General features: G+C 51.1%; 26 protein-coding genes and 2 tRNA genes. 17 read left to right on the top strand and 11 right to left on the bottom strand.

Going from position 1 to position 23,735, the window contains the following annotated elements:
* The first annotated feature begins 73 nt into the window (after positions 1–73).
* The gene (cycA, locus tag PMPD1_RS08730; protein ID WP_173633669.1) at positions 74–1,468 is read left to right on the top strand and encodes a D-serine/D-alanine/glycine transporter; all 1,395 of its coding nucleotides are present in this window, start codon (positions 74–76) and stop codon (positions 1,466–1,468) included.
* A 48-nt stretch (positions 1,469–1,516) separates the two neighbouring features.
* Here cycA and rutR read toward each other — a convergent pair whose 3' ends face one another.
* A complete protein-coding gene (rutR, locus tag PMPD1_RS08725) occupies positions 1,517–2,158 on the bottom strand; it encodes an HTH-type transcriptional regulator RutR (RefSeq protein WP_173633668.1) in 642 nt (213 codons plus the stop codon).
* Positions 2,159–2,345: 187 nt separating this feature from the next.
* Positions 2,346–2,510, bottom strand: a complete 165-nt coding sequence (locus tag PMPD1_RS08720; protein ID WP_173633667.1) for a con-10 family general stress protein — start codon at positions 2,508–2,510, stop codon at positions 2,346–2,348.
* Positions 2,511–2,746: 236 nt separating this feature from the next.
* On the opposite strand from PMPD1_RS08720, the gene PMPD1_RS08715 reads away from it, so the two are divergent.
* The 4 genes from PMPD1_RS08715 to PMPD1_RS08700 all read left to right on the top strand — a co-directional run bounded on the left by PMPD1_RS08715 (position 2,747) and on the right by PMPD1_RS08700 (position 5,324).
* Positions 2,747–2,947, top strand: coding sequence for a hypothetical protein (locus PMPD1_RS08715; RefSeq protein WP_173633666.1), 201 nt, complete (start codon positions 2,747–2,749; stop codon positions 2,945–2,947).
* 73 nt (positions 2,948–3,020) lie between these two features.
* Positions 3,021–3,620: an NAD(P)H:quinone oxidoreductase gene (gene wrbA, locus PMPD1_RS08710; protein WP_173633665.1), complete on the top strand. Its 600-nt coding sequence runs from the start codon at positions 3,021–3,023 to the stop codon at positions 3,618–3,620.
* Between the two features lie 21 nt (positions 3,621–3,641).
* Entirely contained in the window at positions 3,642–3,872 is a 231-nt protein-coding gene (locus PMPD1_RS08705) for a YccJ family protein (protein WP_173633664.1), read from the top strand.
* A 78-nt stretch (positions 3,873–3,950) separates the two neighbouring features.
* Positions 3,951–5,324: an NAD-dependent succinate-semialdehyde dehydrogenase gene (locus PMPD1_RS08700; protein ID WP_173633663.1), complete on the top strand. Its 1,374-nt coding sequence runs from the start codon at positions 3,951–3,953 to the stop codon at positions 5,322–5,324.
* A 73-nt stretch (positions 5,325–5,397) separates the two neighbouring features.
* Here PMPD1_RS08700 and agp read toward each other — a convergent pair whose 3' ends face one another.
* From agp to PMPD1_RS08685, 3 genes are all read right to left on the bottom strand, one after another.
* Positions 5,398–7,005, bottom strand: coding sequence for a bifunctional glucose-1-phosphatase/inositol phosphatase (gene agp / locus PMPD1_RS08695; protein WP_173633662.1), 1,608 nt, complete (start codon positions 7,003–7,005; stop codon positions 5,398–5,400).
* A gap of 323 nt (positions 7,006–7,328) precedes the next feature.
* Positions 7,329–7,416, bottom strand: a tRNA-Ser gene (locus PMPD1_RS08690).
* A gap of 238 nt (positions 7,417–7,654) precedes the next feature.
* Positions 7,655–7,742, bottom strand: a tRNA-Ser gene (locus tag PMPD1_RS08685).
* A gap of 217 nt (positions 7,743–7,959) precedes the next feature.
* On the opposite strand from PMPD1_RS08685, the gene yccA reads away from it, so the two are divergent.
* Together yccA and tusE are read left to right on the top strand one after the other, a co-directional pair.
* A complete protein-coding gene (yccA, locus tag PMPD1_RS08680; RefSeq protein WP_173633661.1) occupies positions 7,960–8,616 on the top strand; it encodes an FtsH protease modulator YccA in 657 nt (218 codons plus the stop codon).
* Between the two features lie 106 nt (positions 8,617–8,722).
* Positions 8,723–9,049: a sulfurtransferase TusE gene (gene tusE, locus PMPD1_RS08675; RefSeq protein ID WP_173633660.1), complete on the top strand. Its 327-nt coding sequence runs from the start codon at positions 8,723–8,725 to the stop codon at positions 9,047–9,049.
* A gap of 10 nt (positions 9,050–9,059) precedes the next feature.
* On the opposite strand, the gene yccX is transcribed toward tusE, so the two are convergent.
* A complete protein-coding gene (gene yccX / locus PMPD1_RS08670) occupies positions 9,060–9,338 on the bottom strand; it encodes an acylphosphatase (protein WP_173633659.1) in 279 nt (92 codons plus the stop codon).
* Between the two features lie 86 nt (positions 9,339–9,424).
* Between yccX and rlmI the strand changes: the two genes are divergently transcribed.
* Entirely contained in the window at positions 9,425–10,615 is a 1,191-nt protein-coding gene (gene rlmI, locus PMPD1_RS08665) for a 23S rRNA (cytosine(1962)-C(5))-methyltransferase RlmI (RefSeq protein WP_173633658.1), read from the top strand.
* Between the two features lie 61 nt (positions 10,616–10,676).
* Entirely contained in the window at positions 10,677–10,994 is a 318-nt protein-coding gene (gene hspQ, locus PMPD1_RS08660) for a heat shock protein HspQ (RefSeq protein WP_173633657.1), read from the top strand.
* Between the two features lie 27 nt (positions 10,995–11,021).
* On the opposite strand, the gene PMPD1_RS08655 is transcribed toward hspQ, so the two are convergent.
* Complete coding sequence (locus tag PMPD1_RS08655) at positions 11,022–11,438, bottom strand: CoA-binding protein (RefSeq protein ID WP_173633656.1); 417 nt, start codon at positions 11,436–11,438, stop codon at positions 11,022–11,024.
* A gap of 191 nt (positions 11,439–11,629) precedes the next feature.
* On the opposite strand from PMPD1_RS08655, the gene PMPD1_RS08650 reads away from it, so the two are divergent.
* Positions 11,630–12,277: a DUF2057 family protein gene (locus PMPD1_RS08650; protein ID WP_173633655.1), complete on the top strand. Its 648-nt coding sequence runs from the start codon at positions 11,630–11,632 to the stop codon at positions 12,275–12,277.
* Positions 12,278–12,350: 73 nt separating this feature from the next.
* The gene (locus PMPD1_RS08645) at positions 12,351–12,812 is read left to right on the top strand and encodes a methylglyoxal synthase (RefSeq protein ID WP_173633654.1); all 462 of its coding nucleotides are present in this window, start codon (positions 12,351–12,353) and stop codon (positions 12,810–12,812) included.
* A 28-nt stretch (positions 12,813–12,840) separates the two neighbouring features.
* Here the strand turns inward: PMPD1_RS08645 and helD are convergent, their stop codons facing one another.
* Positions 12,841–14,895, bottom strand: coding sequence for a DNA helicase IV (gene helD / locus PMPD1_RS08640; RefSeq protein ID WP_173633653.1), 2,055 nt, complete (start codon positions 14,893–14,895; stop codon positions 12,841–12,843).
* Positions 14,896–15,032: 137 nt separating this feature from the next.
* On the opposite strand from helD, the gene PMPD1_RS08635 reads away from it, so the two are divergent.
* On the top strand, positions 15,033–15,479 hold the full coding sequence (locus tag PMPD1_RS08635; protein ID WP_173633652.1) for a YccF domain-containing protein: 447 nt from the start codon (positions 15,033–15,035) through the stop codon (positions 15,477–15,479).
* 11 nt (positions 15,480–15,490) lie between these two features.
* Entirely contained in the window at positions 15,491–17,629 is a 2,139-nt protein-coding gene (gene yccS / locus PMPD1_RS08630; RefSeq protein WP_173633651.1) for a YccS family putative transporter, read from the top strand.
* A 12-nt stretch (positions 17,630–17,641) separates the two neighbouring features.
* Here yccS and PMPD1_RS08625 read toward each other — a convergent pair whose 3' ends face one another.
* Positions 17,642–18,256: a TfoX/Sxy family DNA transformation protein gene (locus tag PMPD1_RS08625; RefSeq protein ID WP_173633650.1), complete on the bottom strand. Its 615-nt coding sequence runs from the start codon at positions 18,254–18,256 to the stop codon at positions 17,642–17,644.
* Between the two features lie 208 nt (positions 18,257–18,464).
* Here PMPD1_RS08625 and sulA point away from each other — a divergent pair, with 208 nt between their 5' ends.
* The gene (gene sulA, locus PMPD1_RS08620; protein WP_173633649.1) at positions 18,465–18,971 is read left to right on the top strand and encodes an SOS-induced cell division inhibitor SulA; all 507 of its coding nucleotides are present in this window, start codon (positions 18,465–18,467) and stop codon (positions 18,969–18,971) included.
* Between the two features lie 352 nt (positions 18,972–19,323).
* Positions 19,324–20,400 (top strand): porin OmpA, encoded by a 1,077-nt coding sequence (ompA, locus tag PMPD1_RS08615; RefSeq protein ID WP_173633648.1) that lies wholly within the window; start codon positions 19,324–19,326, stop codon positions 20,398–20,400.
* Between the two features lie 85 nt (positions 20,401–20,485).
* Here ompA and matP read toward each other — a convergent pair whose 3' ends face one another.
* Positions 20,486–20,944 (bottom strand): macrodomain Ter protein MatP, encoded by a 459-nt coding sequence (gene matP / locus PMPD1_RS08610; protein WP_173633647.1) that lies wholly within the window; start codon positions 20,942–20,944, stop codon positions 20,486–20,488.
* Positions 20,945–21,077: 133 nt separating this feature from the next.
* Between matP and PMPD1_RS08605 the strand changes: the two genes are divergently transcribed.
* Together PMPD1_RS08605 and fabA are read left to right on the top strand one after the other, a co-directional pair.
* Positions 21,078–22,874 (top strand): AAA family ATPase, encoded by a 1,797-nt coding sequence (locus tag PMPD1_RS08605; protein ID WP_173633646.1) that lies wholly within the window; start codon positions 21,078–21,080, stop codon positions 22,872–22,874.
* A 68-nt stretch (positions 22,875–22,942) separates the two neighbouring features.
* On the top strand, positions 22,943–23,461 hold the full coding sequence (fabA, locus tag PMPD1_RS08600; RefSeq protein ID WP_173633645.1) for a bifunctional 3-hydroxydecanoyl-ACP dehydratase/trans-2-decenoyl-ACP isomerase: 519 nt from the start codon (positions 22,943–22,945) through the stop codon (positions 23,459–23,461).
* A 67-nt stretch (positions 23,462–23,528) separates the two neighbouring features.
* Here fabA and rmf read toward each other — a convergent pair whose 3' ends face one another.
* Complete coding sequence (rmf, locus tag PMPD1_RS08595) at positions 23,529–23,696, bottom strand: ribosome modulation factor (protein WP_173633644.1); 168 nt, start codon at positions 23,694–23,696, stop codon at positions 23,529–23,531.
* Positions 23,697–23,735 lie beyond the last annotated feature (39 nt).

Raw genomic sequence — 23,735 nt, 5'->3', positions numbered from 1 at the left:
TTGCCAATGGGCAAGCCCGATTAAATAACGGCCAGAAGAGCCGACACAACATCACTGACAGGAAACACACCTCATGGTTGATCACTCAAAAGAAGCAGCACTCTCTGAAGAGGGGCCGGATAAGCTCCAGCGCAATCTTCATAATCGTCATATCCAACTTATCGCTATCGGCGGCGCTATTGGTACCGGGCTATTTATGGGATCGGGCAAAACCATTAGCCTTGCCGGGCCATCAATCATTTTCGTCTATATGATCATCGGCTTCATGCTGTTTTTTGTCATGCGGGCGATGGGCGAACTGTTACTTTCTAATCTGGAATATAAGTCATTTAGTGACTTTGCCGCCGACTTGCTTGGTCCATGGGCTGGCTATTTTACCGGCTGGACGTACTGGTTCTGCTGGGTGGTGACCGGTATTGCCGATGTGGTCGCCATCAGTTCCTACTTTCAACTTTGGTTTCCTGACTTTTCCGTCTGGATGAGCGCCCTACTCTGTATTGCCGTGTTTTTAGCGCTGAATATTGCGACAGTGAAATTGTTTGGCGAAATGGAGTTTTGGTTTGCCATCATCAAAATCGTCGCCATAGTCGCCCTGATTGTCACCGGAATTGTCTTGGTTGCCATGCACTATCCATCTCCCGGCGGCGGCAGCGCTTCACTGGCTAATATCTGGAATCATGGCGGCCTGTTCCCAAAAGGGATTAGCGGTTTCTTCGCTGGCTTTCAAATTGCGGTGTTTGCCTTTGTGGGCATTGAACTGGTCGGCACCGCTGCGGCGGAAACGCATGATCCGCACACGGTGCTGCCACGCGCGATTAATGCCATCCCGCTGCGCGTTATCATGTTTTATGTGCTTGCCTTAATGGTCATCATGGCGGTAACGCCGTGGAGCAGCGTCATGCCCGACCGTAGCCCATTCGTCGAGATGTTCGTACTGATTGGCTTACCTGCCGCCGCGAGCATCGTTAACTTTGTGGTGCTCACCTCTGCGGCTTCATCGGCGAATAGCGGCATTTTTTCCACCAGCCGTATGTTGTATGGCTTATCGCAACAGGGAGTGGCGCATCGCTGCTTTGGTCGGTTATCGCGTCGCGCGGTGCCCACCAGCGGATTGTTCTTCTCTTGCTTATGCCTGCTGGTCGGCGTAGCGCTGATTTACCTGATCCCAAATGTGATGACGGTGTTCACGATGGTAACCACCGTCTCGGCGATTTTGTTTATGTTTGTCTGGACCATTATTTTATGTTCTTACCTCGCCTACCGTAAAAAATACCCGGAACGCCATCAACAATCGCGTTTTAAGATGCCGTTGGGGAAATTTATGTGTTGGGCGTGTATGGCCTTTTTTATCTTCGTATTGGTCTTGCTAACGTTAGAGGACGATACGCGTCAGGCATTAATGGTCACGCCAATTTGGTTTATTATTTTGGCGGTAGGTTGGTTTTTGCGTAGCAGGAAAACAGCCTGATCGTTGAGTGATGGGCGGCTTTTCGCCGCCTGTCGTTCAATCATGATGTCATTGTGGTCGGACTCGAATCCCTTCAATTATCATGTGTTGTACGTTTTCTACCGTCTGGTTAAAAAAAGCCTCATCATGCAACGTTTGCCCGGTTATCGCTTCAACCTGAGTGGCAAAATCGGCATAGTGCTGAGTCGTGGCCCACAGCATAAAAACCAGATGCTGAGGTTGTACACTGGCAAGACGTCCTTCCCTAATCCATTCTTCGATAATTGCGGCTTTCTCATCAATCAACGTTTTCAGGTCGCCCTCCAGCTCGGTTTTGAGCAACGGCGCGCCTTGTAGCATCTCAAGGCAAAACAAGCGCGATGCCTGAGGATGGTCACGCGAAACTTCGAGCTTCATGCGAATATATTCACGGATGGCATCTAACGGCTGATGATCACGCCGTAGCGCACGTAATGGCGCTAACCAAACATCAAGAATCTGTTTTAGCACCGCGATATACAGCGCTTCTTTGGAGGGAAAATAGTAGAGTAGGTTGGTTTTAGAGACCTGCGCGCCCTCAGCCACTTGCTCAAGACGGGTTCCATGCATGCCATACTGTGAAAAGAACGTCAGTGCAGCGCGAAGAATGGCTGAACGTTTTGCTGCTACCGCGCGATCGCGGCGTGTTGGGGAAGTTACCGTCGACTTCACTGTGATCTTAATCCTTCCTGCGGGCGTGTTACTTTTTTGGATGGCGATTAGCCACCGCGACTGTGGTTTGATTTTACACGCTTTGAATCACGTTGGATGGTAAATAGGTTGTATTCTTATCCGGGATAACCGATAACCGCCGGATTAATCCGGCGGCTTGGGTAATCGCAACCTGACAGCGCAATGCCTACTTTTTGCTGCCGCTGCGTCCCCCTTTCTCGCCCGCTTTTGCAGCGCGCTGCGGATCGTTTTTGAAATTACCTCCGCTATTTTTTCCGCCTTTGCGACCTGCCTCTGCTGCTCTTGCACGATCTTCAGCGAAATTACCAGATCCTCCACGATGCTCTGCCATTTCTAACCTCCAAATGGTTCAAATCATGCTCCTGCTTTAATCGGTGAGGAGCGCCTGCCATCAACCAGAGTACGTTGTCGTGTCGATAGGCTCACCTTTCTAAGCTTAGCTAATTCACCTCGTAAACCGGTTACTATTTATACTTTGAAACAGATAAATCACTTACTTCTCTAAGATAATCAAAATAAAACCCTTAAGTGTTTCATAACGCACTTAAAATTCCGCACGATAAAAAGATGTCATTTCTTAAGCGCGCCCACACGCCATGCAGCCCGCTGTGGATCTTCTATACTGACCTAAACATCTTCAACACCCAACGTACTCGGGAGGATATGATGGCACAACAGCAGCAACGTCCGGCAAAAGACGATCCGAAAAACGCACCGGAGTCCGGCGATAAAATGCCCCGGTCACCCGTTAAGAAGAAAAACGCATAACTCAACCAGCGCGCAAGTGTAAAAACTTGCGCGCTTTTTCTTAGGTAATTTCTGTTAATCAAGGAGTGTATCAATGGCAAAGGTATTAGTGCTCTACTATTCCATGTATGGACACATTGAAACCATGGCGAACGCCGTTGCTGAAGGTGCCCGCCGTGTCAGCGGCGCGGAGGTCACCATCAAACGCGTGCCTGAAACCATGGATCCCGAGCGCTTTGCACAAGTTGGCGGAAAAACATCCCAACCCGCCGAAGAAGCTACCCCCGAAGATTTACCGCAATATGACGCGATCATTTTGGGTACACCAACCCGATTTGGCAACATGGCCGGGCAAATGCGAACTTTCCTTGATCGCACCGGCGGGTTATGGGCATCAGGCGCGCTGTACGGCAAGTTGGCTAGCGTTTTCTCTTCAACCGGTACTGGCGGTGGCCAGGAACATACCATCTCTTCAACCTGGACGACCCTTGCCCACCACGGCCTGGTCATTGTCCCGATAGGTTACGCGGCAAAAGAGTTATTTGATGTCAGCCAGGTTCGCGGCGGAACACCTTACGGCGCCACCACTATTGCCGGCGGCGATGGCAAACGGCAACCCACTGAGGAAGAGCTGAATATTGCGCGCTATCAAGGGGAGTACGTCGCAGGTTTAGCGGTGAAACTGAACGGATAACTTCAACACAGGAGAATCATTATGGCAACGCAACAATCTAAAGCACATCGTGTCGGCGAATGGGCAAGTCTGCGCCATACCTCGCCAGAGATTGCAGAGGCCATTTTTGAAGTGGCGAATTATGACGAGAAGTTGGCTGAGGAAATTTGGGCACAGCAAGGTAGCGATGATGTGTTACTGCGCGCATTTGACAAAACTGACCAAGACGTTCTGACATGGGACGACAAAGTGGTTGAGCGTAAAAACGTTTAAGTCGGACAGCCAGTCGGGCGGGATATCCCGCCCTTTCTTTTTTCGCCTCCGGGCCGATGTCCAGCAAAGGAGAACACAATGTCAACATACCAGACGATCAATCCTGCGACGAATCAACTGATTAAAACGTGGCCAGCACATACCGACCAACAGGTTGAACAGGCGCTCGCCACCGCGCACCAGCTCTATCAATCGTCATGGTCTAAAGGCGATATTCAACCGCGGATTCAAGTCCTCAAAAAACTGGCGGATATTATAGAGAGTCGCGTTGATGAACTGGCGAAAGTCATCAGCGTTGAGATGGGAAAACTGATCGGTCAAAGCCGCGGCGAAGTCAAAATCTGTGCGCAAATCGCCCGTTATTACGCAGAAAACGCGGCACGTTTTCTGCAACCCACTCCTTATCCATCTTCACTGGGCAACGCTTGGGTTGAGAATCACCCTATTGGCGTGTTAGTGGCGGTTGAACCATGGAACTTCCCCTATTACCAATTGATGCGTGTGTTAGCGCCAAACCTTGCGGCCGGTAATCCGGTGCTAGCCAAACACGCGGCAATCGTTCCTCATTGCGCAACGGTGTTTGAAGCGCTGGTGCATGAAGCTGGCGCGCCGGACGGTGCCTGGACTAATCTCTTTGTCTCCAATGATAAAATTGCCGAGCTGATCGCAGATGATCGGGTTCAGGGCGCCGCCTTAACCGGTTCGGAACGCGCGGGCAGCGCAGTCGCGGCTCAGGCGGGGAAATATCTCAAAAAAACCACGCTGGAACTGGGGGGTAACGATGTTTTCGTGGTGCTGGAAGACAGCGATCTGGAAGAGGCGGTTAAACAAGGCGTGCAGGCTCGGCTGAGTAATGCCGGACAAGTTTGTACTGCCGCGAAACGGTTTATCGTGCATGAAAAAATCGCTGAGCGCTTTTTGGAAAATTTTACCGCCGCTTTCCGTGCAGTTAAATTAGGCGACCCTTTGGATGAAAGCACCACCTTGGGGCCACTCTCCTCCGCCGATGCCCGAGACCGGTTAGTAAAACAAGTGCAGAATGCCGTCGATCATGGCGCAACGCTACACTATGGCGGTGAAGTGGCTCCGGGAGACGGTTTTTTCTACCAGCCAACGATTTTAACCGGCATCACGCGCGATAATCCGGCATGGTTTGAAGAGTTCTTTGGGCCAGTGGCACAGGTCTATGTGGTGCCAGATGATGATGCGGTGGTCGCGCTGGCCAATGACTCGCATTATGGTCTGGGAGGCGCAATATTCACCGGCGACATTGAGCGCGGCAAGCGCCTCGCATCGCGCATTGAAACCGGAATGGTGTTTATCAATTCGCAAAGTGATACGTCGGCAGAGTTACCCTTTGGCGGAGTGAAACGTTCCGGCTATGGGCGCGAACTTGCTGATCTCGGGATTAAAGAGTTTGTGAACCAAAAACTGGTGGTAGTGGCGGGATAAAAGTCATTATTGCACAAGCGTAGTAACAGAAAAATGCCGGGCATTGCCCGGCATTTTTATTTCATCGTACCGCTTATGCGGCTTTATTCTCATCAGCAGGCGCCGCCTGTTGCGCTTTTTCTGGCGTTTTTTCGGGTGCCGGCTTCGCCGGTTGCCCCTGAGGCTGCTGCGTTTTCTCTTGCGGCTGTTTCGCTTTACTGGCTTTATCTTTCGCCGCTTGCTCAGCCGCGGCTTTATCTGCCGTCACTTTCTCTTCAGCGGCTTTTGCTTGTGCTGCTTTATCTGCAGCGGCTTTATCCGCGGCGGCTTTATCTGCCGCAGCCTTGTCGGCAGCAGCTTTATCCGCCGCCAGTTTGTCGCTATTAGCGGCATCATTGGTCGCGGCTTTTGCCGGTGCCTGCGGCGCTGTGGCAGCCGGTTGTTGCATTGGCGTCCCTTGCAATGCGCCATTTAAAACCTGCGCGAATTGATCCCAAGAGCAATAGCCATTGGCATCCGCCTGGCACCCGGTAAGTTGCAATGTGACACGTTTAGCTGGGTTTTTCAGCGACAGCGGCTCAGCGTTACGTAACTGTTCGGAAGTCTGGTAAACGTATTCCACTTTTACCAAATCCTTATCGCTCTTCGTATCGTGCCAGCGCTCGAACACAATTTGACCGCCAATCGGCGTTCTTTCATTTTGTCCCGGCAACGTGTACGGTTTGAAATTCAGCGCGGTTAGCATCGATGCGATATTGGAATCATGCCCAACCATCAGCATTACTTTCGGCGCCGAAGCTTTGTCCTGATCGATCAGTTGGCTGCGAATATAATCCACCAGCGGTGCGGCCACTTCCCGCGCAACGTCCGGGGAGGTAAATAACGCGTCCTGGTAACCGTTTTTAATCGCTGATAACTCTTTCCATTGCTCAGGCGTTTTGATTTGCCCCCACGCAACCTGATCCATCGGGAAACCTTCGTAATATTGCAGGGTGAAAGCGTCAACCAACGAGTTACCAATACTTAGCGGCCCGGCAACGCCCGGCTCTTTACCGTTATCCGCGCTAAATTTGTTTTGATTATCACTGCTTAAACCACACTGCTTCTTATCTTTACAAGCTGGCGCGTTTTTATAATCAACTATTTTTTCCAGGCGCTGGAAAGCAGGCTTCAGACTAAGTTTCTCGCCTGCGGCATTCATTGCGGTCAACGCTTTTTTGTTAAACTCGTCACTACCGTCAGTAATAACCGGATTAAAAATCGGGTCCATACTGCCCATATCATCTTGGTGTGTCACCGTTACATCACAGCCCGGGAAGGCGCCATTAATGAAAAACTGTGCGGTGGCGACGGTACGTTGCAAACTATTGGCATACGCGAACACATCTTCAGAAGCCGGGCATTCACCGTTCTTTACCAACCCTTGTTGCGCTAACCATTCACGGGTGTAATTCCCCATATACACCTCAAGCACTCCCCCTTTGGTGGTGAGTTGACCACCGGGAACATCCCATTCGGGCCATGCTTTTTTAGTGGATTGCGCTAACACACTGCCATTCGTTGCGAGCGGGGCGCGGAGGTTATGGCGGCTGAAGATGAGCACTTGCTGAAGTTGTAAATCGCCATCAGCGGCCTGAGCAGAGATTCCCAAAGGTAATGCGGCGATGACGGACAACGCGCAGAGACTTAATTTTTTGATCATTGTGCCTATTCCATATTTTCGATGATAAACATCCGGCTATCACCCTGTGGCAGAAAAATTTTCAAAACGATCGATGCCGTTTTGCTGCCCCAATCGCAAGATGTTCGCGTAAAGTCTGTATCAGGACTATAGCAGACTCTTGCCTTTACGGTTTAGTAGCAATAGCATTTTGAAAAGCAACAAGATGTTTTTTGACCTTGTGATTCTGGCGTAGCGCGAGAACGATCGCAATTTGGGCTGGGTTGCTATGGTCACAAGGCAGGTATTTATGCTGCCATTTGAAAAGCAAAAAGCCAGCAATTCTGCTGGCTTTTCACATAATTTGGCGGAGGAGGAGAGATTCGAACTCTCGAACGGTTTCCCGTCGCCGGTTTTCAAGACCGGTGCCTTCAGCCACTCGGCCACCCCTCCGAACTACACTAAAACCCGGGATATTTCACCGTGTTTCAGTTTATGCGGCGCAGTCTAACCGCCTGATAAGCCGAGAGCAACAAAATTTCTCAGCGTTTTGTGCTGACCGCCTGTTTTACAGCCAACCCCGCTGTTTTATTCAACATTGCCAGGGTAATTAGCACGCGCCGCGCCCAACCGAGCGTACCGCGCATAGCAAAACGGGCTAGCCGAAGCTAACCCGTTGCATTCAATTTGATGGCGGAGGAGGAGAGATTCGAACTCTCGAACGGTTTCCCGTCGCCGGTTTTCAAGACCGGTGCCTTCAGCCACTCGGCCACCCCTCCGCAATGAGGCGCACTATAAACATCCCTCTCTTGGTTGTAAAGACTGTTTTGTTTTGTTCGCCTGAAAAACAGCCAAACGGGTATTTTTTGGCGCGAATATCGCCATCATGCTCACATAAACAGCGGGTTAACGCGTAAAGAAGGGTAAAACGCCTTTCCCCGCTGAGGGTGGCTTCGTATTCTCATGGCAATATTCGTGACCTGTAAGAGGCGCTTTATGGATCGTATTGTTTATTCTACACGCACCAACTCCTTGTTGAGCACCCACAAGGTTCTGCGCAATACCTATTTTCTATTGGGATTGACGTTGGCGTTTTCCGCCGTAACCGCTACCGCCAGCACGGTACTTGCTCTACCCGCTCCGGGGTTGATTCTGATGCTGGTGGGTTTTTATGGCCTGATGTTTTTAACCTACCGGCTGGCCAACAGTCCGGCGGGTATTCTGGCCGCTTTCGCTTTTACCGGCTTTCTCGGCTACTGCCTCGGGCCGATTCTGAACAGCTTTCTTAGCGCCGGTATGGGGGATGTCGTTGCATTAGCTTTAGGCGGCACCGCGCTGGTGTTCTTCTGCTGCTCGGCCTATGTGCTGACCACCCGCAAAAATATGTCCTTTCTCGGCGGAATGATGATGGCGGGCTTTGTGGTGCTGTTGGTGGCGGTTATCGCTAACCTGTTTTTACACCTCCCGGCATTGCAATTGGCGATTAGCGCTCTGTTTATTCTGTTTTCCGCTGGCGCTATCCTGTTGGAAACCAGCAATATTATCCACGGTGGTGAAACCAACTATATCCGCGCCACGGTTAGTCTGTACGTTTCGCTCTATAACATCTTCATTAGTCTGTTAAGCATTCTCGGTTTCGCACGTAATAACTAAGACTGCATAGCCGGTTCAACAAGCCTCGCGACCTGCGGGGCTTTATTTTTGCCCGGCGAAAAATTTGCTAAACTGCTCATCGTTGTTGGCACTATGAGGCATTACCGTGTTATTTGAAGGCAAAGAGATCGAACGCGACGCGCAAGGATATTTAAAGCATGTTGCAGACTGGAGCGAAGCGCTGGCTCAGCAAATCGCGGCTGAAGAGGCGATTGAGATGAGCGCCGCCCACTGGGAAGTGGTGAATTTCGTCCGTGCGTTTTATCTCGAATTTAATACCTCCCCTGCCGTACGCATGCTGGTAAAAGCGATGGCGCAAAAATATGGCGAAGAAAAAGGGAATAGCCGCTACTTGTTTCGGCTGTTTCCAGACGGCCCCGCCAAACAGGCGACCAAGATAGCCGGCCTGCCAAAACCGGTGAAGTGTTTGTAATTGTCGTGCGTTAGCCGGTGGTAAAACGTGACGGGAGCGATTGCGGCTGATGCGGTTCTATTAATACGCGGTCAACGCGTGCACTGCGCGGCCCGCCGGCTTTTAACCACGTAATCAACGCGTCAACATCCTCAGCGTCGCCACAGGCTACTACCTCGACACTGCCGTCATCAAGGTTACGCGCATAGCCGCTAAGGCCGAGTGATTTCGCCTGCGCCTGAGTACTGTAACGAAACCCTACACCCTGAACGACGCCGTGAACCCAAGCTTTTACGCATTGTGTCGTCATACTTCCCTCCTTTGCATACGGATTGCTTTTTGCTGATAAGCACCGGACAATATCGCCTCATTTTACGTAGGTAAGCATAGCAAAATATGACCGTTCGATTGATTCTCGCAAAGGGGCGTGAAAAATCCCTGCTCCGCCGTCATCCATGGATTTTTTCCGGTGCCGTCGCACGTCTGGAAGGTAAGGCCAGCCGGGGTGAAACTATTGATGTATGCGATAGCCAGGGAAAATGGCTGGCGCGCGCTGCCTGGTCGCCCGATTCCCAAATTCGCGCACGCGTCTGGAGCTGGCAACCGGATGAGTCCATCGACATCGCTTTTTTTATCCGTCGCCTGCAGGCGGCACAACAATTACGTGACTGGTTGGCTGAACGCGACAATCTTGACAGCTATCGCCTGATTGCCGGTGAGTCCGATGGTCTGCCGGGCGTCACCATTGATCGTTTCGGTCAGTTTTTGGTGTTGCAGTTACTTTCGGCGGGGGCTGAATATCAGCGTGCCGCGCTGATTACCGCCCTGCAACACTGTTATCCCGACTGCGCCATTTACGACCGTTCCGATGTCGCGGTGCGAAAAAAAGAGGGATTACCCCTCACCCAAGGCCCGGTACTCGGGGAGATACCGCCGCCGCTACTTCCGATTACCGAGCATGGTATGAAACTGCTGGTGGATATCGAGGGTGGGCATAAAACCGGCTACTATCTTGATCAACGCGACAGCCGCTTCGCCACACGCCGTTATGCCGAAGGGCGCCGGGTGCTAAACTGTTTCTCCTATACCGGCGGTTTCGCCGTATCCGCATTGATTGGCGGTTGCCGTGAAGTAATTAGCGTTGATACCTCGCAAGCCGCGCTGGATATTGCACGCCAGAACGTGGCGCTCAATCATCTGGACGAGTCGAAGGCGCACTATCTGCGCGATGATGTGTTCAAATTATTACGCACCTGGCGTGACAAAGGTGAGAAGTTTGATCTGATCGTGATGGATCCGCCTAAGTTTGTCGAAAATAAAAATCAGTTGGCGGGCGCCTGCCGCGGTTATAAAGACATCAACATGCTTGCTATGCAGTTACTCAATCCGGGCGGTATGTTACTGACCTTCTCCTGTTCAGGCCTGATGCCGACCGATTTGTTCCAGAAAATCATTGCTGATGCCGCCGTCGATGCGCATCGTGATGTACAATTTATAGAACAATTCCGCCAGGCAGCCGATCATCCGGTTATTGCCAGTTATCCGGAAGGCTTGTATCTGAAAGGCTTCGCCTGTCGCGTGATATAACTTGAAAACGGCGCATCTGTCCCCATTTTGGAGAAAGAGCAATGTTTCTCAGGAGGTCCCGATGATTGCCAGTAAATTTGGTATCGGCCAACAGGTTCGACATAAGATGTTGGGCTTTCTTGGCGTCGTGGTTGATGTTGATCCGGAGTATTCACTGGACGAGCCGGATGTTAACGAAGTCGCGGAGAGCGATACACTGCGGGCTGCGCCCTGGTACCATGTAGTGATGGAAGATGATGACGGGCAGCCGGTGCACACTTACCTGGCCGAAGCGCAACTTTCAGGCGAAGCGCAACACGAACACCCGGAGCAGCCGTCACTGGATGAACTCGCGGCCTCCATTCGTCAACAACTTCAGGCGCCCCGTCTGCGAAATTAACCAAACCCCGCCACGCGGGGCTTTTCCTTAGTTCTTTTCTAATCCCAATCTGGGTATTTCAATTTTTGGACAACGATCCATCACCACGCGCAAACCGGCTTCTCCGGCTAATACGGCGGCCTGCTCATTAATGACGCCGAGCTGCAACCATAATGTTTTCGCTCCAATGGCGATCGCCTCCTGCGCGACGCCATAAGCGGCTTCGGTATTGCGAAAGACATCGACCATATCCACCGGGTAAGGAATATCGGCTAACGCAGCATAAACCGGCTGCCCTTGTAGCGTTTGCCCGGCAAGTTTCGGACTGACCGGCGTCACTTCATAGCCCTGGGCTAATAAATAAGCCATCACGCCATAACTCGCGCGGCTTGGCTTATCACTGGCGCCAACTAGCGCAATCCTTTTCGTCGAGGTCAATATATCGGCAATCGTTTGATCGTTCATAACCCGCTCCTGATTGGATGATTCACGTCATTTTAGGCGATTTACGCCGTTCCGTGCGCCGGGTTTTCCGGCGAACTTCATTTACGTCTTAATAGCACGAATATATATGTTAAAATGTTAATATGCTGCCATAATGTAAGAATTTGATACATTCAGCGCCCGGTTTTCGCCGCGCGCCCGCTGGAGTGATAATGAAGCTGCGTTTGGTCTTGCCTGGTTTATGCGCTTTGTTAGTTGCGGCAACTTGTCATGCAACGACGTTGAAGCTTAACCCGGATATTGACCTGCTGGTCCTGGATGGACGTAAAATTTCAGGTTCTCTGCTCAAAGGAGCCGAAGGCTTGGAATTAGAAAATGGCGAACACCAGTTTCTTTTTCGCGTTGAAAAAACCTTCGGCGAGGGTAATCCAGGCGGCGCGAAACATTACGTTTCCGAACCACTGATTGTCGCCTTTACCGCGCACGCTAAATCGATCGCCATTCAGTTGCCGCCGTTGCGAAATTTACGTGACGGTCACCATTTTAATAAAACCGCTGACTTTGGTTTAATCGATCAGGATGGTCATGAAGTCATCAGTAAACGTGACCGTCTGGCGAATGCCAGCCACTCTACCGACTTGGAACAAGCGATGATCGCCTATAATCGCACCGGTAAAATCGCCGCGGTTCCCCGTTTTGCCACGTTGCCGCCGGTTAGCGCTCTCCCCTCGACGCTTCCGGCTGATTTCGCTCTTAATGATGCGCCAACCGAGCGCTTGCTACGTTTATGGTTTCATCAAGTCGATAACGCAACGCGCCAACGGCTTATTTCATGGGTGAAAGCCTTGCAGGCAAGTTGATGTTTTATCCGCGAGCGGTAAACTGCCAACAACAGCACGCCCTATTTTTATTTTAGCCAACCAGGATGCATGAATGGAGCAAACCACCCGAACCATCCCCGAGTTGAAACATATCGCACTCGTCGCGCACGACCATTGCAAAACCTCACTGCTTGAATGGGTCGCCACGCATAAAACCACCTTGGGCAAACATACCCTCTACGCAACCGGCACCACCGGCAATCTTATCCAGCGAGAAACCGGTCTGGCGGTTAACGCGATGCTCAGTGGCCCCATGGGCGGCGATCAACAAGTCGGCGCACTGATTTCAGAAGGAAAAATTGATCTGCTGATCTTCTTTTGGGATCCCTTGAACGCCGTTCCACACGACCCGGATGTCAAGGCGCTGCTGCGTTTGGCGACAGTATGGAATATCCCGGTAGCGACCAACCGCTCAACCGCCGATTTTATTATCCATTCGCCGCTGTTCACTCGCCCGGTCGAGGTACAAATTCCGGATTACCAACGCTATCTTGAAGAGCGCCTGAAGTCGTGAAATGGGGCGGGCGCCCGGCCCGCCTAATCTAGGCCTTACGTAACAAAGGCACACCAAGACGCTTAAAGCTTTCCACGAATGATGAGGGATGCTGCCGATCGTATAGCAACCAAACTTGTTGTTTTGCACGCGTTACCGCCACATAAGCCAAACGCCGCTCTTCCGCATCGGGAAAATCCTCCGGCTGCGGTAATAACCCCTCCTCCATCACCGACTCACGCGCTGCGGCAGGGAAACCATCTTTTCCCTCATGTAAGCCAAGAATAATTACGTAATCCGCCTGCTGGCCTTTACTGGCATGAATAGTCATAAAATCGAGTTTCATTTTCGGCCAGCGGGTCTTGGCTTTCTCTAACAGTTCGGGTCGTAAGTGGTGATAACGGGCCAGCAACAATACGCGCTCATCGGGCTTCGCATAGCCACTGATTTTATTGAGCAGGGATTCAAGCTGGTCATCTGGCAATAGCGAAACCGCTTTTTTATTTCCTTTCGTCAAGCTATTTAGCGGCTTACGTAGTTGATGCGGGTTTTCTTGTACAAATTGATTGGCGATGGTCCCGATACGGTCATTAAACCGATAGGTGGTGTCCAACACACAGCGATCCCCTTCGCCAAAATGGTGATGAAAAGCGGTAGTCAACGTCATCTCTGCACCGCTAAAGCGGTAGATAGCCTGCCAGTCATCTCCTACCGCAAATAGCGCAGTCTGTTTGTTTTGTTTGCGTAATGCGGCAAGCAGCGCCGCGCGCTGTGGCGAAATGTCCTGAAACTCATCAACGAGGATATGTTTCCATGGGCTGATAAAGCGCCCTTTCTCAAGAATATTCACCGCCTGATGGATTAGACCGGAAAAATCGACCGCGCCTTCGTCTTTTAGCGCACTTTTCCATGCCTTAAGTAGTGGTGCCATCAGTTTTACCCGACGAGAAAAAGTCTCCCGTACCGCTTCAGGCGCAGATTCAATCATCGCCGCCTGAGCGCCGCCATGCATCCTCATCAGGCCCAACCAACGTTCTAACCTGCTGGCAAGGCGCTGAGCCAGTTTATCGTCACGCCAGAAATCACCCTCTTCTAACGACCATTGCAGTTCATCGTTCAACCATTGCCGCCACCCGTTGGCGTGCGCCTTTTTCTCAGCGCATTGCTGCCGCCAGGTATTAATCAGTAACGCCCGCCGTAAGGCGCTATCGGTCTCCAGCTTACTGATCGCAGGAGATTTGTTACTGCCTTGCTGGATAATATGCAGCGCCAGTGAATGGAAAGTGCGCGCCTGGATTCCGTCGGTATTTAAGCGCGCGTTAATACGGTCATTCATCTCTTCCGCCGCCTGACGACCAAACGCCAGTAACAGTATCTGTTCCGGCAGCGCTTGCTTTCTTAGCAACAACCATCCTGCACGAGCGACTAACACCGAGGTTTTCCCACTTCCGGCTCCCGCCAATACCAATAAGGCATCTTCACCATTCACCACCGCCCGCGCTTGTGATGTGTTAAGTGGCGAGGTTTCTACGGTGGCAAAATAGTCGTGATAACGTTCGAGCATTCGCGTTGTCCATTCAGCGTTACGCTGCGCTAACTGCGCTTCGCCCTCTTGTAACCACTGCTGACAGAAATGATACGCATCGCGACAGTTATCAAACTCTGTCAGACGTGAAACCGGCAAAGGGAGTGCGTCAAACGCGTGATGTAACGTCGTACGTAATTCAGCCAGTTCACTGCGTTTCAGCCAGCGATCCTGCTGCCCAAAACGCTGTAGGGTCTCTACCACCTCTTGCAAGACCTGTGCGCTTACCACGCTCATTTCCATGCTCCAGGTCTGCCAGGCGCGTTCTAAATAGTGATAGAAACGCTGCGTCTCCTGCCATTCGGTACCGTGCAGGCGAACAACCTTATTTTCCGGTAGCGCAAACTCCAATTCTCCCCACACCAACCCACGCTTACAATGAATCGCCAATAATTGATTGAAAGGGATCAGGTATTCATGCTTTTCGCCGCTGACTTCCACGCCGGCTGTCAGTAGACGCACCCGGTTGTAGGGATGCTGTGCAAGATGTTTGCCCAGTGAGGTTGCTTTCAATTCCATTCACGTTGACCATGGCCGCGTTATTATTCGTTAAGTAGTTTAACCGTCACGGGTTTACCGCTCCACCGTTAAAACACGTTACAATCACCGGATAATTTGATGATGACCGTCGCGCATTAGGATTAAGGAAAACATTCATGCGAACCGTGCTAAACATTCTTAACTTCGTTTTAGGTGGTTTCTTTACCACGCTCTCTTGGTTGCTGGCGACTGTGGTAAGCATTATTTTGATTTTTACCCTGCCGCTCACTCGCTCCTGTTGGGAAATAACCCGCCTGTCTCTTCTGCCCTACGGTAACGAAGCGGTACACGTTGATGAACTCTATCCTGAAAAGAAAAACGCGCTGCTGAACTCGGGTGGAACCTTGCTGAATGTGTTGTGGTTTATCTTCTTCGGCTGGTGGCTGTGCATTTCTCACATTATGGTCGGCATTGCGCAATGCATTACGTTGATCGGCATTCCGGTTGGCATTGCAAACTTCAAGATCGCCGCCATCGCCCTGTGGCCGGTTGGACGCCGAGTGGTGCCGGTGGAAGTTGCCCGTGCCGCGCGTGAAGCCAATGCACGACGCCGTTTTAATTGAACTAAGCCGCCATGTTCACACTCAAGTTGGGCCTACGACGTTACGTTTATAACAGTACCTGGTTGTATCACCTACGGATATTGATCGCGTTATCCGGGCCGGCTGCCATTGCGTTATGGCTACAGCAAATCACCTGGACCATTCCATTAATACTTGGCGTGGTGGCAGCCGCGTTGACCGACCTTGACGATCGGTTAACCGGGCGTTTACGCAACCTGGTGATTACGCTGTTCTGTTTTTGCATCGCCTCAATTTCAGTGGAGCTACTTTTCCCCTGGCCGTGGCTGTTTATCCTTGGTCTGGCGCTCTCCAGTTGGGGGTTTATTTTGCTTGGCGCGCTGGGCCAGCGCTATGCCACTATCGCTTTTGGCGCGTTGTTGATCGCGGTTTATACCCTATTAGGGATTAACCTATTTCCACAATGGTATCTTCAACCCGCATTACTGTTGACCGGCGCCGTTTGGTATAACCTGCTTACGCTTATCGGACACGTGGTTTTCCCTATTCGTCCTTTGCAGGATAACTTGTCGCAAACCTATGCGCGGCTGGCGGTTTATCTGGATGCGAAAGCAAATTTGTTTGATCCCGACCTTGAAGAGTATGACGATCAGCCGCTGATTGAGGTTGCGATGGCTAACAGCCAGTTAGTCTCGTTATTGAACCAAACCAAAAACTCTATCCAAAGCCGTTTGCGCGGAGATCGCGGTCAGCGCGGTACGCGCCGAACGCTGCACTATTACTTTGTTGCTCAAGATATTCACGAACGCGCAAGTTCTTCCCATGTGCAGTATCAGGCGTTACGTCAGGTACACTATTACAGTGAAATATTGTTCCGTTTTCAGCGTTTGCTAGCCATGCAGGCCAACGCGTGCCGTCAGTTATCCCACGCCATTTTACTACGCCAGGCTTACCAGCATGACCCGCGTTTTGAGCGTGCCTTTGCGCACTTGCAGGCGGCGCTGGAACGCCTTTCCGGCGAGCCTGGTCAATCAGGAAAGTTGAAAGCGTTGCACTATCTGTTGACTAATTTACGGGCCATTGATGCACAATTAGCGACCATTGAGTCTGAGCAAGCGCAAGTGCCGCAAGTGGGCAACACTAACGAGCAGCACCTCTCTAGTGAGGGGTTAACTGGCTGGAGCGATATACGCCTACGTATTAGCCGCCATTTAACGCCGGAATCTGCGTTGTTTCGCCATGCAGTGCGCATGTCATTGGTCTTATGCGTCGGCTATGCTTTTATCCAAATTACCGGCTTACAACGCGGTTACTGGATATTGTTGACCAGCCTGTTTGTCTGCCAGCCAAACTACAGCGCGACCCGGCGACGCCTCGCGTTACGCATTATAGGGACTTTAGCCGGCATTATTTTGGGGCTCCCATTGTTATGGCTGGTGCCTTCTGTTGATGGGCAGTTAATTTTACTGGTCATCACTGGCGTGCTGTTTTTTGCTTTTCGCAATGTTCAGTATGCGCATGCCACCATGTTTATTACCCTGTTGGTACTGTTGTGCTTTAACCTGCTGGGAGAAGGGTTTGAGGTCGCCATACCACGGATTGTCGATACGCTACTGGGTTGTGCGATAGCCTGGCTGGCGGTGAGCTTTATTTGGCCGGATTGGCGCTTTCGCCGTCTGCCCGCCGTAGCGGAAAAAACGCTTAACGCGAACTGCCGTTACCTCGACGCAATTCTTATGCAATACCATCAAGGCCGGGATAATAGCCTTGCCTACCGCATCGCTCGCCGGGATGCACATAATTGCGATGCTGAACTGGCCTCGGTCGTTTCCAATATGTCAACAGAAGCTCGCCCGGACCCTGCCTTTCACGAAGCGGCTTTTCGTTTGCTATGCCTAAACCACTCCTTCCTGAGCTATATTTCCGCGCTGGGCGCTCATCGGGAAAAAATCGCGCCTTCCGCTTTGCTTTCGCTGATGGATGATGCCGTTTGCTATGTCGAAGATGTCTTACAAGTGAACGTTGTCGGCGAACAGCAGGCGCAGAAAATGCTGGATGACCTTGCACAACGTGCCGGTACGATAAAACCCAATCCAGACACGAAGGAACCCCTGGTGCTTCAGCAAATCGGCCTTCTTACCGCTTTGCTGCCGGAAATAGCACAATTAAAAAAACGCTTAACTCAGCCTTAAGCCGCTTAGGATTTATTTATTTTTCGCCGTTTGGGTGGTTAGTTCCACCCAATCTAACAGCGCTTTTTTCACTTCAACCGGTAGCGCCGCCTGATGGTGGCCGCTAATCGCCCCCTGAAGCGCAAACAGAATATTGACCCCAATATTTTTATTTGCCGCTTTAAGCCGCAGCCAGCAAGATTTCGCCCCCTGCGCGCGCAACATACTCACCGTCAAAATCCCCACATCACGCAGCATGGTTTCCATCCTAATCCCCATATTTGGCAAATCCTTTAACCGGAGATTGGCATTTTTTGCCTGCAACTGATCGCGCGCCCGTTGCAGAGATGACGATGAGAGCGTGAGCAAGCGTGAGGGGTCTTTCCATAAGGTTTCATCCACGCGGAAATAATTAAGCGTGACCGGCATCCCTCGCTTGATAAAAACCAGCGCAGGAACCTGGCGCTCTACCACATAGGGCTTTAGCTGTTCACAGGCGCGTAAATAGAGTTCGCCTTCAGCTACCACCGCAAAAATGACCTTTTCGACAGCCAGACTGTAACCGCCAAACTGCGTGCGTGCATCGATTTTACCCAGCGCCGAAAGGACTTGTTTAGATTGTTCAATCCTTTGCTTTGAACGATTCATTCTTCATTTTCCTTATTAAAAGAACTTAAAAAACATCGTATTAGATGAGTATAAAAAATAGGTATTTCACGTTACTTGTTCAATCATTAATTGGCGTTGCTGCGCATTTCATACGCAAAATGCGATCTGTTTTCCGAAATTGAGGTTGATCTTTATGCGCCCCATCGTTACTGTATATACATACAGTGACATCGTGAGCGAACAAACTATGCGTACTCATTTACTGAACACCACGTCAATGCATTCTCCCCTCCCGCTTCCTCGTCAATCGGAGGCCGGTTCGTCGGTTTCCGGCGGCTGGGTCAGCGAACTGACATACAGTGAAGAGCAACCGGGTATGACGCAGATGTTGCTGTTGCCTTTATTACAGCAGTTGGGAACGCAATCACGATGGCAGTTGTGGTTAACGCCACCGCAAAAGCTGAGTCGTAAATGGTTACGGCAATCCGGCTTGCCGTTAGAGAAAGTGATGCAAATCCCGCACGGGGGCGCATTGCACACAATTGATGCGATGGTTAAGGCACTACAAAGTGGGAATTACAGCGTAGTTTTAGGCTGGCTTCCTGACGAAATTAGCCGCGAAGATCGTCGCCGGCTGGATGAAGCGGCAGCAATGGGCCAGGCTTTAGGTTTAATTATGCGGCCGCAGTTAATCACCTCGTCGCCCTCCAGACCCGAAAATGGGCTAAAAATTCACTCTACTTTGTATCATTAAGTAAAAATAAGAAATTTCTCAGAAGTTTTTCTCGTTCAGCGCCGAATATCCCACTCATTGTGTTCTGGCGCGGCTTGACAATGGTTTAGCCGCGCCACAGCTGGCTTTTTATGGCACAGAATACCCCTGTAGATGTTAAAAAATATGTATGAAACACTGTTTTTTTGCTGCGCTCCGTCACATCATACTTGTAAGTTTCCAACGACGTTGTAGACTTTATCTCGCCAGGGTGCTCAATAACCTCCATTTTTTCTGGAAGAGTAATAATCGAGCAAGAAGACCCGGCGAAGGATTAAACCAAGAGCTTAATTTGAAGCTCATTGCCTATTTTGGATGATAACGAGGCGCAAAAATGAAAAAGACAGCTATCGCAATTGCAGTGGCACTGGCTGGCTTCGCTACCGTAGCGCAGGCCGCTCCGAAAGATAACACCTGGTACACCGGTGCTAAACTGGGCTGGTCTCAGTACCATGATACTGGTTACTACGGTAACAATTATACAAACGGTAACGGCCCGACGCATGAAAGCCAGCTTGGCGCTGGTGCATTCGTAGGCTATCAAGCGAACCCTTACCTGGGTTTCGAAATGGGCTATGATTGGCTTGGCCGCATGCCGAACAAAGGTTCTGATGTCAACGGCGCATTCAAAGCTCAGGGCATCCAATTGGCAGCTAAACTTAGCTACCCGATTACGGACGACCTGGACCTGTACACCCGCCTGGGTGGTATGGTTTGGCGTGCTGATTCTACCCAACATCAAGTTGGCGTACCGGGCTCTCGCATCAGCGACCACGACACCGGCGTTTCTCCGCTGGCCGCCGTTGGTGTTGAATACGCGCTGACCAAAAACTGGGCAACTCGCCTGGATTACCAGTGGGTTAACAACATCGGTGATGCAAACACCGTTGGCGCTCGTCCGGATAACGGCATGCTGAGCGTTGGTCTTTCTTACCGTTTCGGTCAGGATGAAGCGGCTGCTCCGGCACCAGCTCCGGCTCCGGCACCGGCTCCGGTTGTTGAAACCAAACACTTCACCCTGAAATCTGACGTTCTGTTCAACTTCAACAAAGCGACGTTGAAACCAGAAGGCCAGCAGGCTCTGGATCAGCTGTATACCCAGCTGAGCTCTATGGATCCTAAAGATGGTTCTGTTGTCGTTCTGGGTTATACCGACCGTATCGGTTCTGACCAGTACAACCAGAAACTGTCTGAAAAACGCGCACAGTCTGTAGTTGACTACCTGGTTTCTAAAGGTATTCCTTCAGACAAAATCTCTGCACGTGGCATGGGCGAGTCTAGCCCGGTTACTGGCAATACCTGTGACAGCGTGAAGGGCCGTAACGCTCTGATCGACTGCCTGGGTCCAGACCGTCGTGTAGAAATCGAAGTTAAAGGTATTAAAGACGTGGTAACTCAGCCGCAGGCTTAAGTTGACGCGTTAAAAAAACCCCGCTCCGGCGGGGTTTTTTATGACCTTAATTCACCAAATTGTCCAGAACGATCCACGCCAAACCTTACTTATCCGGTTTACCCAAAATATCCTGCAGGTCCTGTTTCAGTGACGACATTTGGTTGGCGTACTTCTCTTTCCGTTCGGCATCCTCAATCAATTGCACAATGGTCTCAGAAAGCGTGCTCCGGCGGCGTTGAGCTAGCCCCGCCAGCCGCTGCCACACCAAATACTCAAGGTCGATGGATTTCTTCCGTGTATGCTGATGCTCCGCATTGAAGTGACGCTTGCGCCGGGCACGGATCGTCTGCTTCATACGGTTTTCGAGGTCGGGATTGATATGCAGCTCAATCCACTTCAGAACGTCAACCGGACGGTTTTCCATGGTTAGCAAAGCATCAACCGCTTCCTGCGCCGCGCTAATTTCGATATAACGCGTGATTAACTCACCCTCCCGGTGCTTCTTAACTAAATATTTCCACTTCCATCCGCTTTCAAGATTTTCGAGTTGCTGATATTTCATCGGGATCTCGTCATGAGCACGTAACAAGTTAAGAATAACAGCTTTTTTCCTGGTTGAGTCAGAGAAAAACCATCGCGTTAACCCTGATTGAATCCACCAGCACTGGAAATGCATCTGCACGGTGCTTAACAGCATGAAATCTTGTATAATCACGCTTTTAATCCATTCAGATAAAACGATAACTTTGACCAGCAACCGATTAGAATGGCGCGCCTTACAGCCTGATACTGACAGTTTCCAGCATCTATTTTCCCGATCATTTAGCGACAATACTGACACGTTGGCGGCAGTACAGCCTCGCGTAGTCAGTGCGTTAGCGTTGCAGCAGCTTCCCACCGCCGGTTTCCCATTAACCTTGATCCGGGCGGCTGAAAATAGCGAGTATTTATCGCTGTTCGCATCAGTACTGGAAAAACTCGATGAAAAGGCGTCAACGCTGTTCGGCGGACGTTATCTGATTAACGGGCATCAAATTAGCTTTGAGGCAGCGAGCGCGGTTACCGATAATTTTGCCAGCCAGGGCGGCACCCATTATGCGGATTGGATTGAAGCCGAGCAGCTTTTCGGCTGCGTACGTATAGATGGCGACAACGTTGAACTGCAACCCGGCTTGGTACATCAGGCCAATGGCGGAACGCTGGTACTCTCATTACGAACCCTGCTGGCTCAGCCTTTATTGTGGCTGCGGCTCAAACAAATTATTACCCGTCAGCGTTTTATATGGCTATCGCCTGATGAGGCGCGCCCGTTACCCTTTTCAATTCCTTCCATGCCGTTACAGCTCAAGCTGGTTCTCTGTGGTGAACGCGATGCGCTGGCCGACTTTCAGGAGATGGAACCTGAACTGGCGGCACAAAGTATCTACAGCGAATTTGAAGAGAACCTGCAGATTGTTGATGAAGAGGATTTTATACTCTGGTGTCAGTGGGTCACACATATCGCCGGGCAGCGCGGGTTACCAGCCATTGAGGCAGATTTTTGGCCTGAGCTGATTCGTGAAGCAGTGCGCTACACAGGCGATCAGGAAACCTTCCCGCTTTGCCCAATGTGGATTGCCCGACAATTACGCGATGCTGTGCTTCATGGCGAAGGGTTGAACGCAGAAAGCCTGTCCGCCGCGCTGGAAGCGCGCGCATGGCGTGAAAATTACCTTGCCGAGCGCGTGCGCGATGAAATTCTGCTGGAACAAATTCTTGTCGATACCGAAGGCGAATGCGTTGGGCAGATCAATGGCCTGTCGGTGATAGAGTTCCCCGGTCACCCGCGCGCCTTTGGTGAACCTTCACGCATTAGCTGTGTCGTACATCCGGGTGATGGTGAGTTCACTGACGTTGAGCGAAAAGCTGAATTAGGCGGGAATATTCATGCCAAAGGCATGATGATTATGCAGGCCTTTTTAATTGCCGAGTTGCAATTGGACCAGCAACTGCCGTTTTCCGCCTCGTTGGTTTTTGAACAGTCCTACTCTGAAGTCGATGGCGACAGCGCTTCCCTCGCAGAACTCTGCGCGTTAATTAGCGCCCTGGCGAATCAGCCCATCAACCAGCAAATTGCGGTAACCGGCTCGGTGGATCAATTTGGCAATGTACAACCGGTCGGCGGGCTGAATGAAAAGATTGAAGGTTTTTTCCATATTTGCCAGCAACGCAATTTAACCGGTAAACAGGGCGTTATTATCCCGGCCGCTAATGTACGCCATCTTTGCCTGCAACCGGCGGTTATTGACGCGGTGCGCGACGGGCTGTTCCATATCTGGGCAGTAAGCCAGGCTGATGAAGCATTACCGCTTCTGACTGGCGTACCGTGGCATAAAGAAAACGCCCCCTGTTTATTACGTACGATTCAGGAGCGTATCACGCAGTTTAATCAGCAGGATGCTCGCCACCGGCCGTGGCCTCTGCGTTGGCTAAACTGGTTGAACCACAGCTGATCGGAGTTGTTCAGCTTACACCTGTTAGCTAACCTTCGTGATTCACTAAAATAAGGCTTATTGAGAACATGGTAGATAAACGCGAATCCTATACAAAAGAAGACCTGATTGCTTCTGGTCGCAGTGAACTCTTTGGCGCGGGCGGACCGCCGTTGCCGTCAGGTAATATGCTGATGATGGACCGCGTAGTCAAAATGACAGAAGATGGCGGTAACTACGGAAAAGGTTATGTTGAAGCCGAATTGGATATTAACCCTGACCTGTGGTTTTTTTCCTGCCACTTCATCGGCGACCCGGTGATGCCAGGCTGCTTAGGTTTGGATGCCATGTGGCAACTGGTTGGTTTCTACCTCGGTTGGCTGGGCGCAGAAGGCAAAGGCCGTGCGCTGGGCGTAGGCGAAGTGAAGTTTACCGGCCAAGTGCTGCCAACCGCGAAAAAAGTGACTTATCGTATTCATTTCAAACGCGTGATCAACCGTAAACTGGTGATGGGCGTAGCGGATGGTGAAGTTCTGGTAGATGGCCACGTAATTTATACCGCCACCGATCTGAAAGTAGGCTTGTTTAAAGACACCTCGGCATTTTGATTACCGTGCTATAAACGACAACCTCCGCGCCCGGCGGAGGTGTTAACGTCCTAAAATGAACCGTTAGTTACACGGTAACCGAGCGGTCCTCCATGGCTTGTCGCCAACCTCCCAACCAGTGAGACTTGGCATCAATCATTTGATATGGACACATCTCTTTTGAGCGTCCGCTGATACCAGCTTGATAACCACGTGAATGTGCACGTTCCAGGCGATCTCGTTTCTGTCTCTTCATGCCTCGTTTCCCTCATTCTAGGTCTGGTGGAATCTGGTG

This window comes from Paramixta manurensis (assembly GCF_013285385.1).
Classification (GTDB): Bacteria; Pseudomonadota; Gammaproteobacteria; order Enterobacterales; family Enterobacteriaceae; genus Paramixta; species Paramixta manurensis.
Note: the sequence above shows the minus strand (reverse complement) of the source record. Positions and strands in the feature narration are given on the sequence as shown.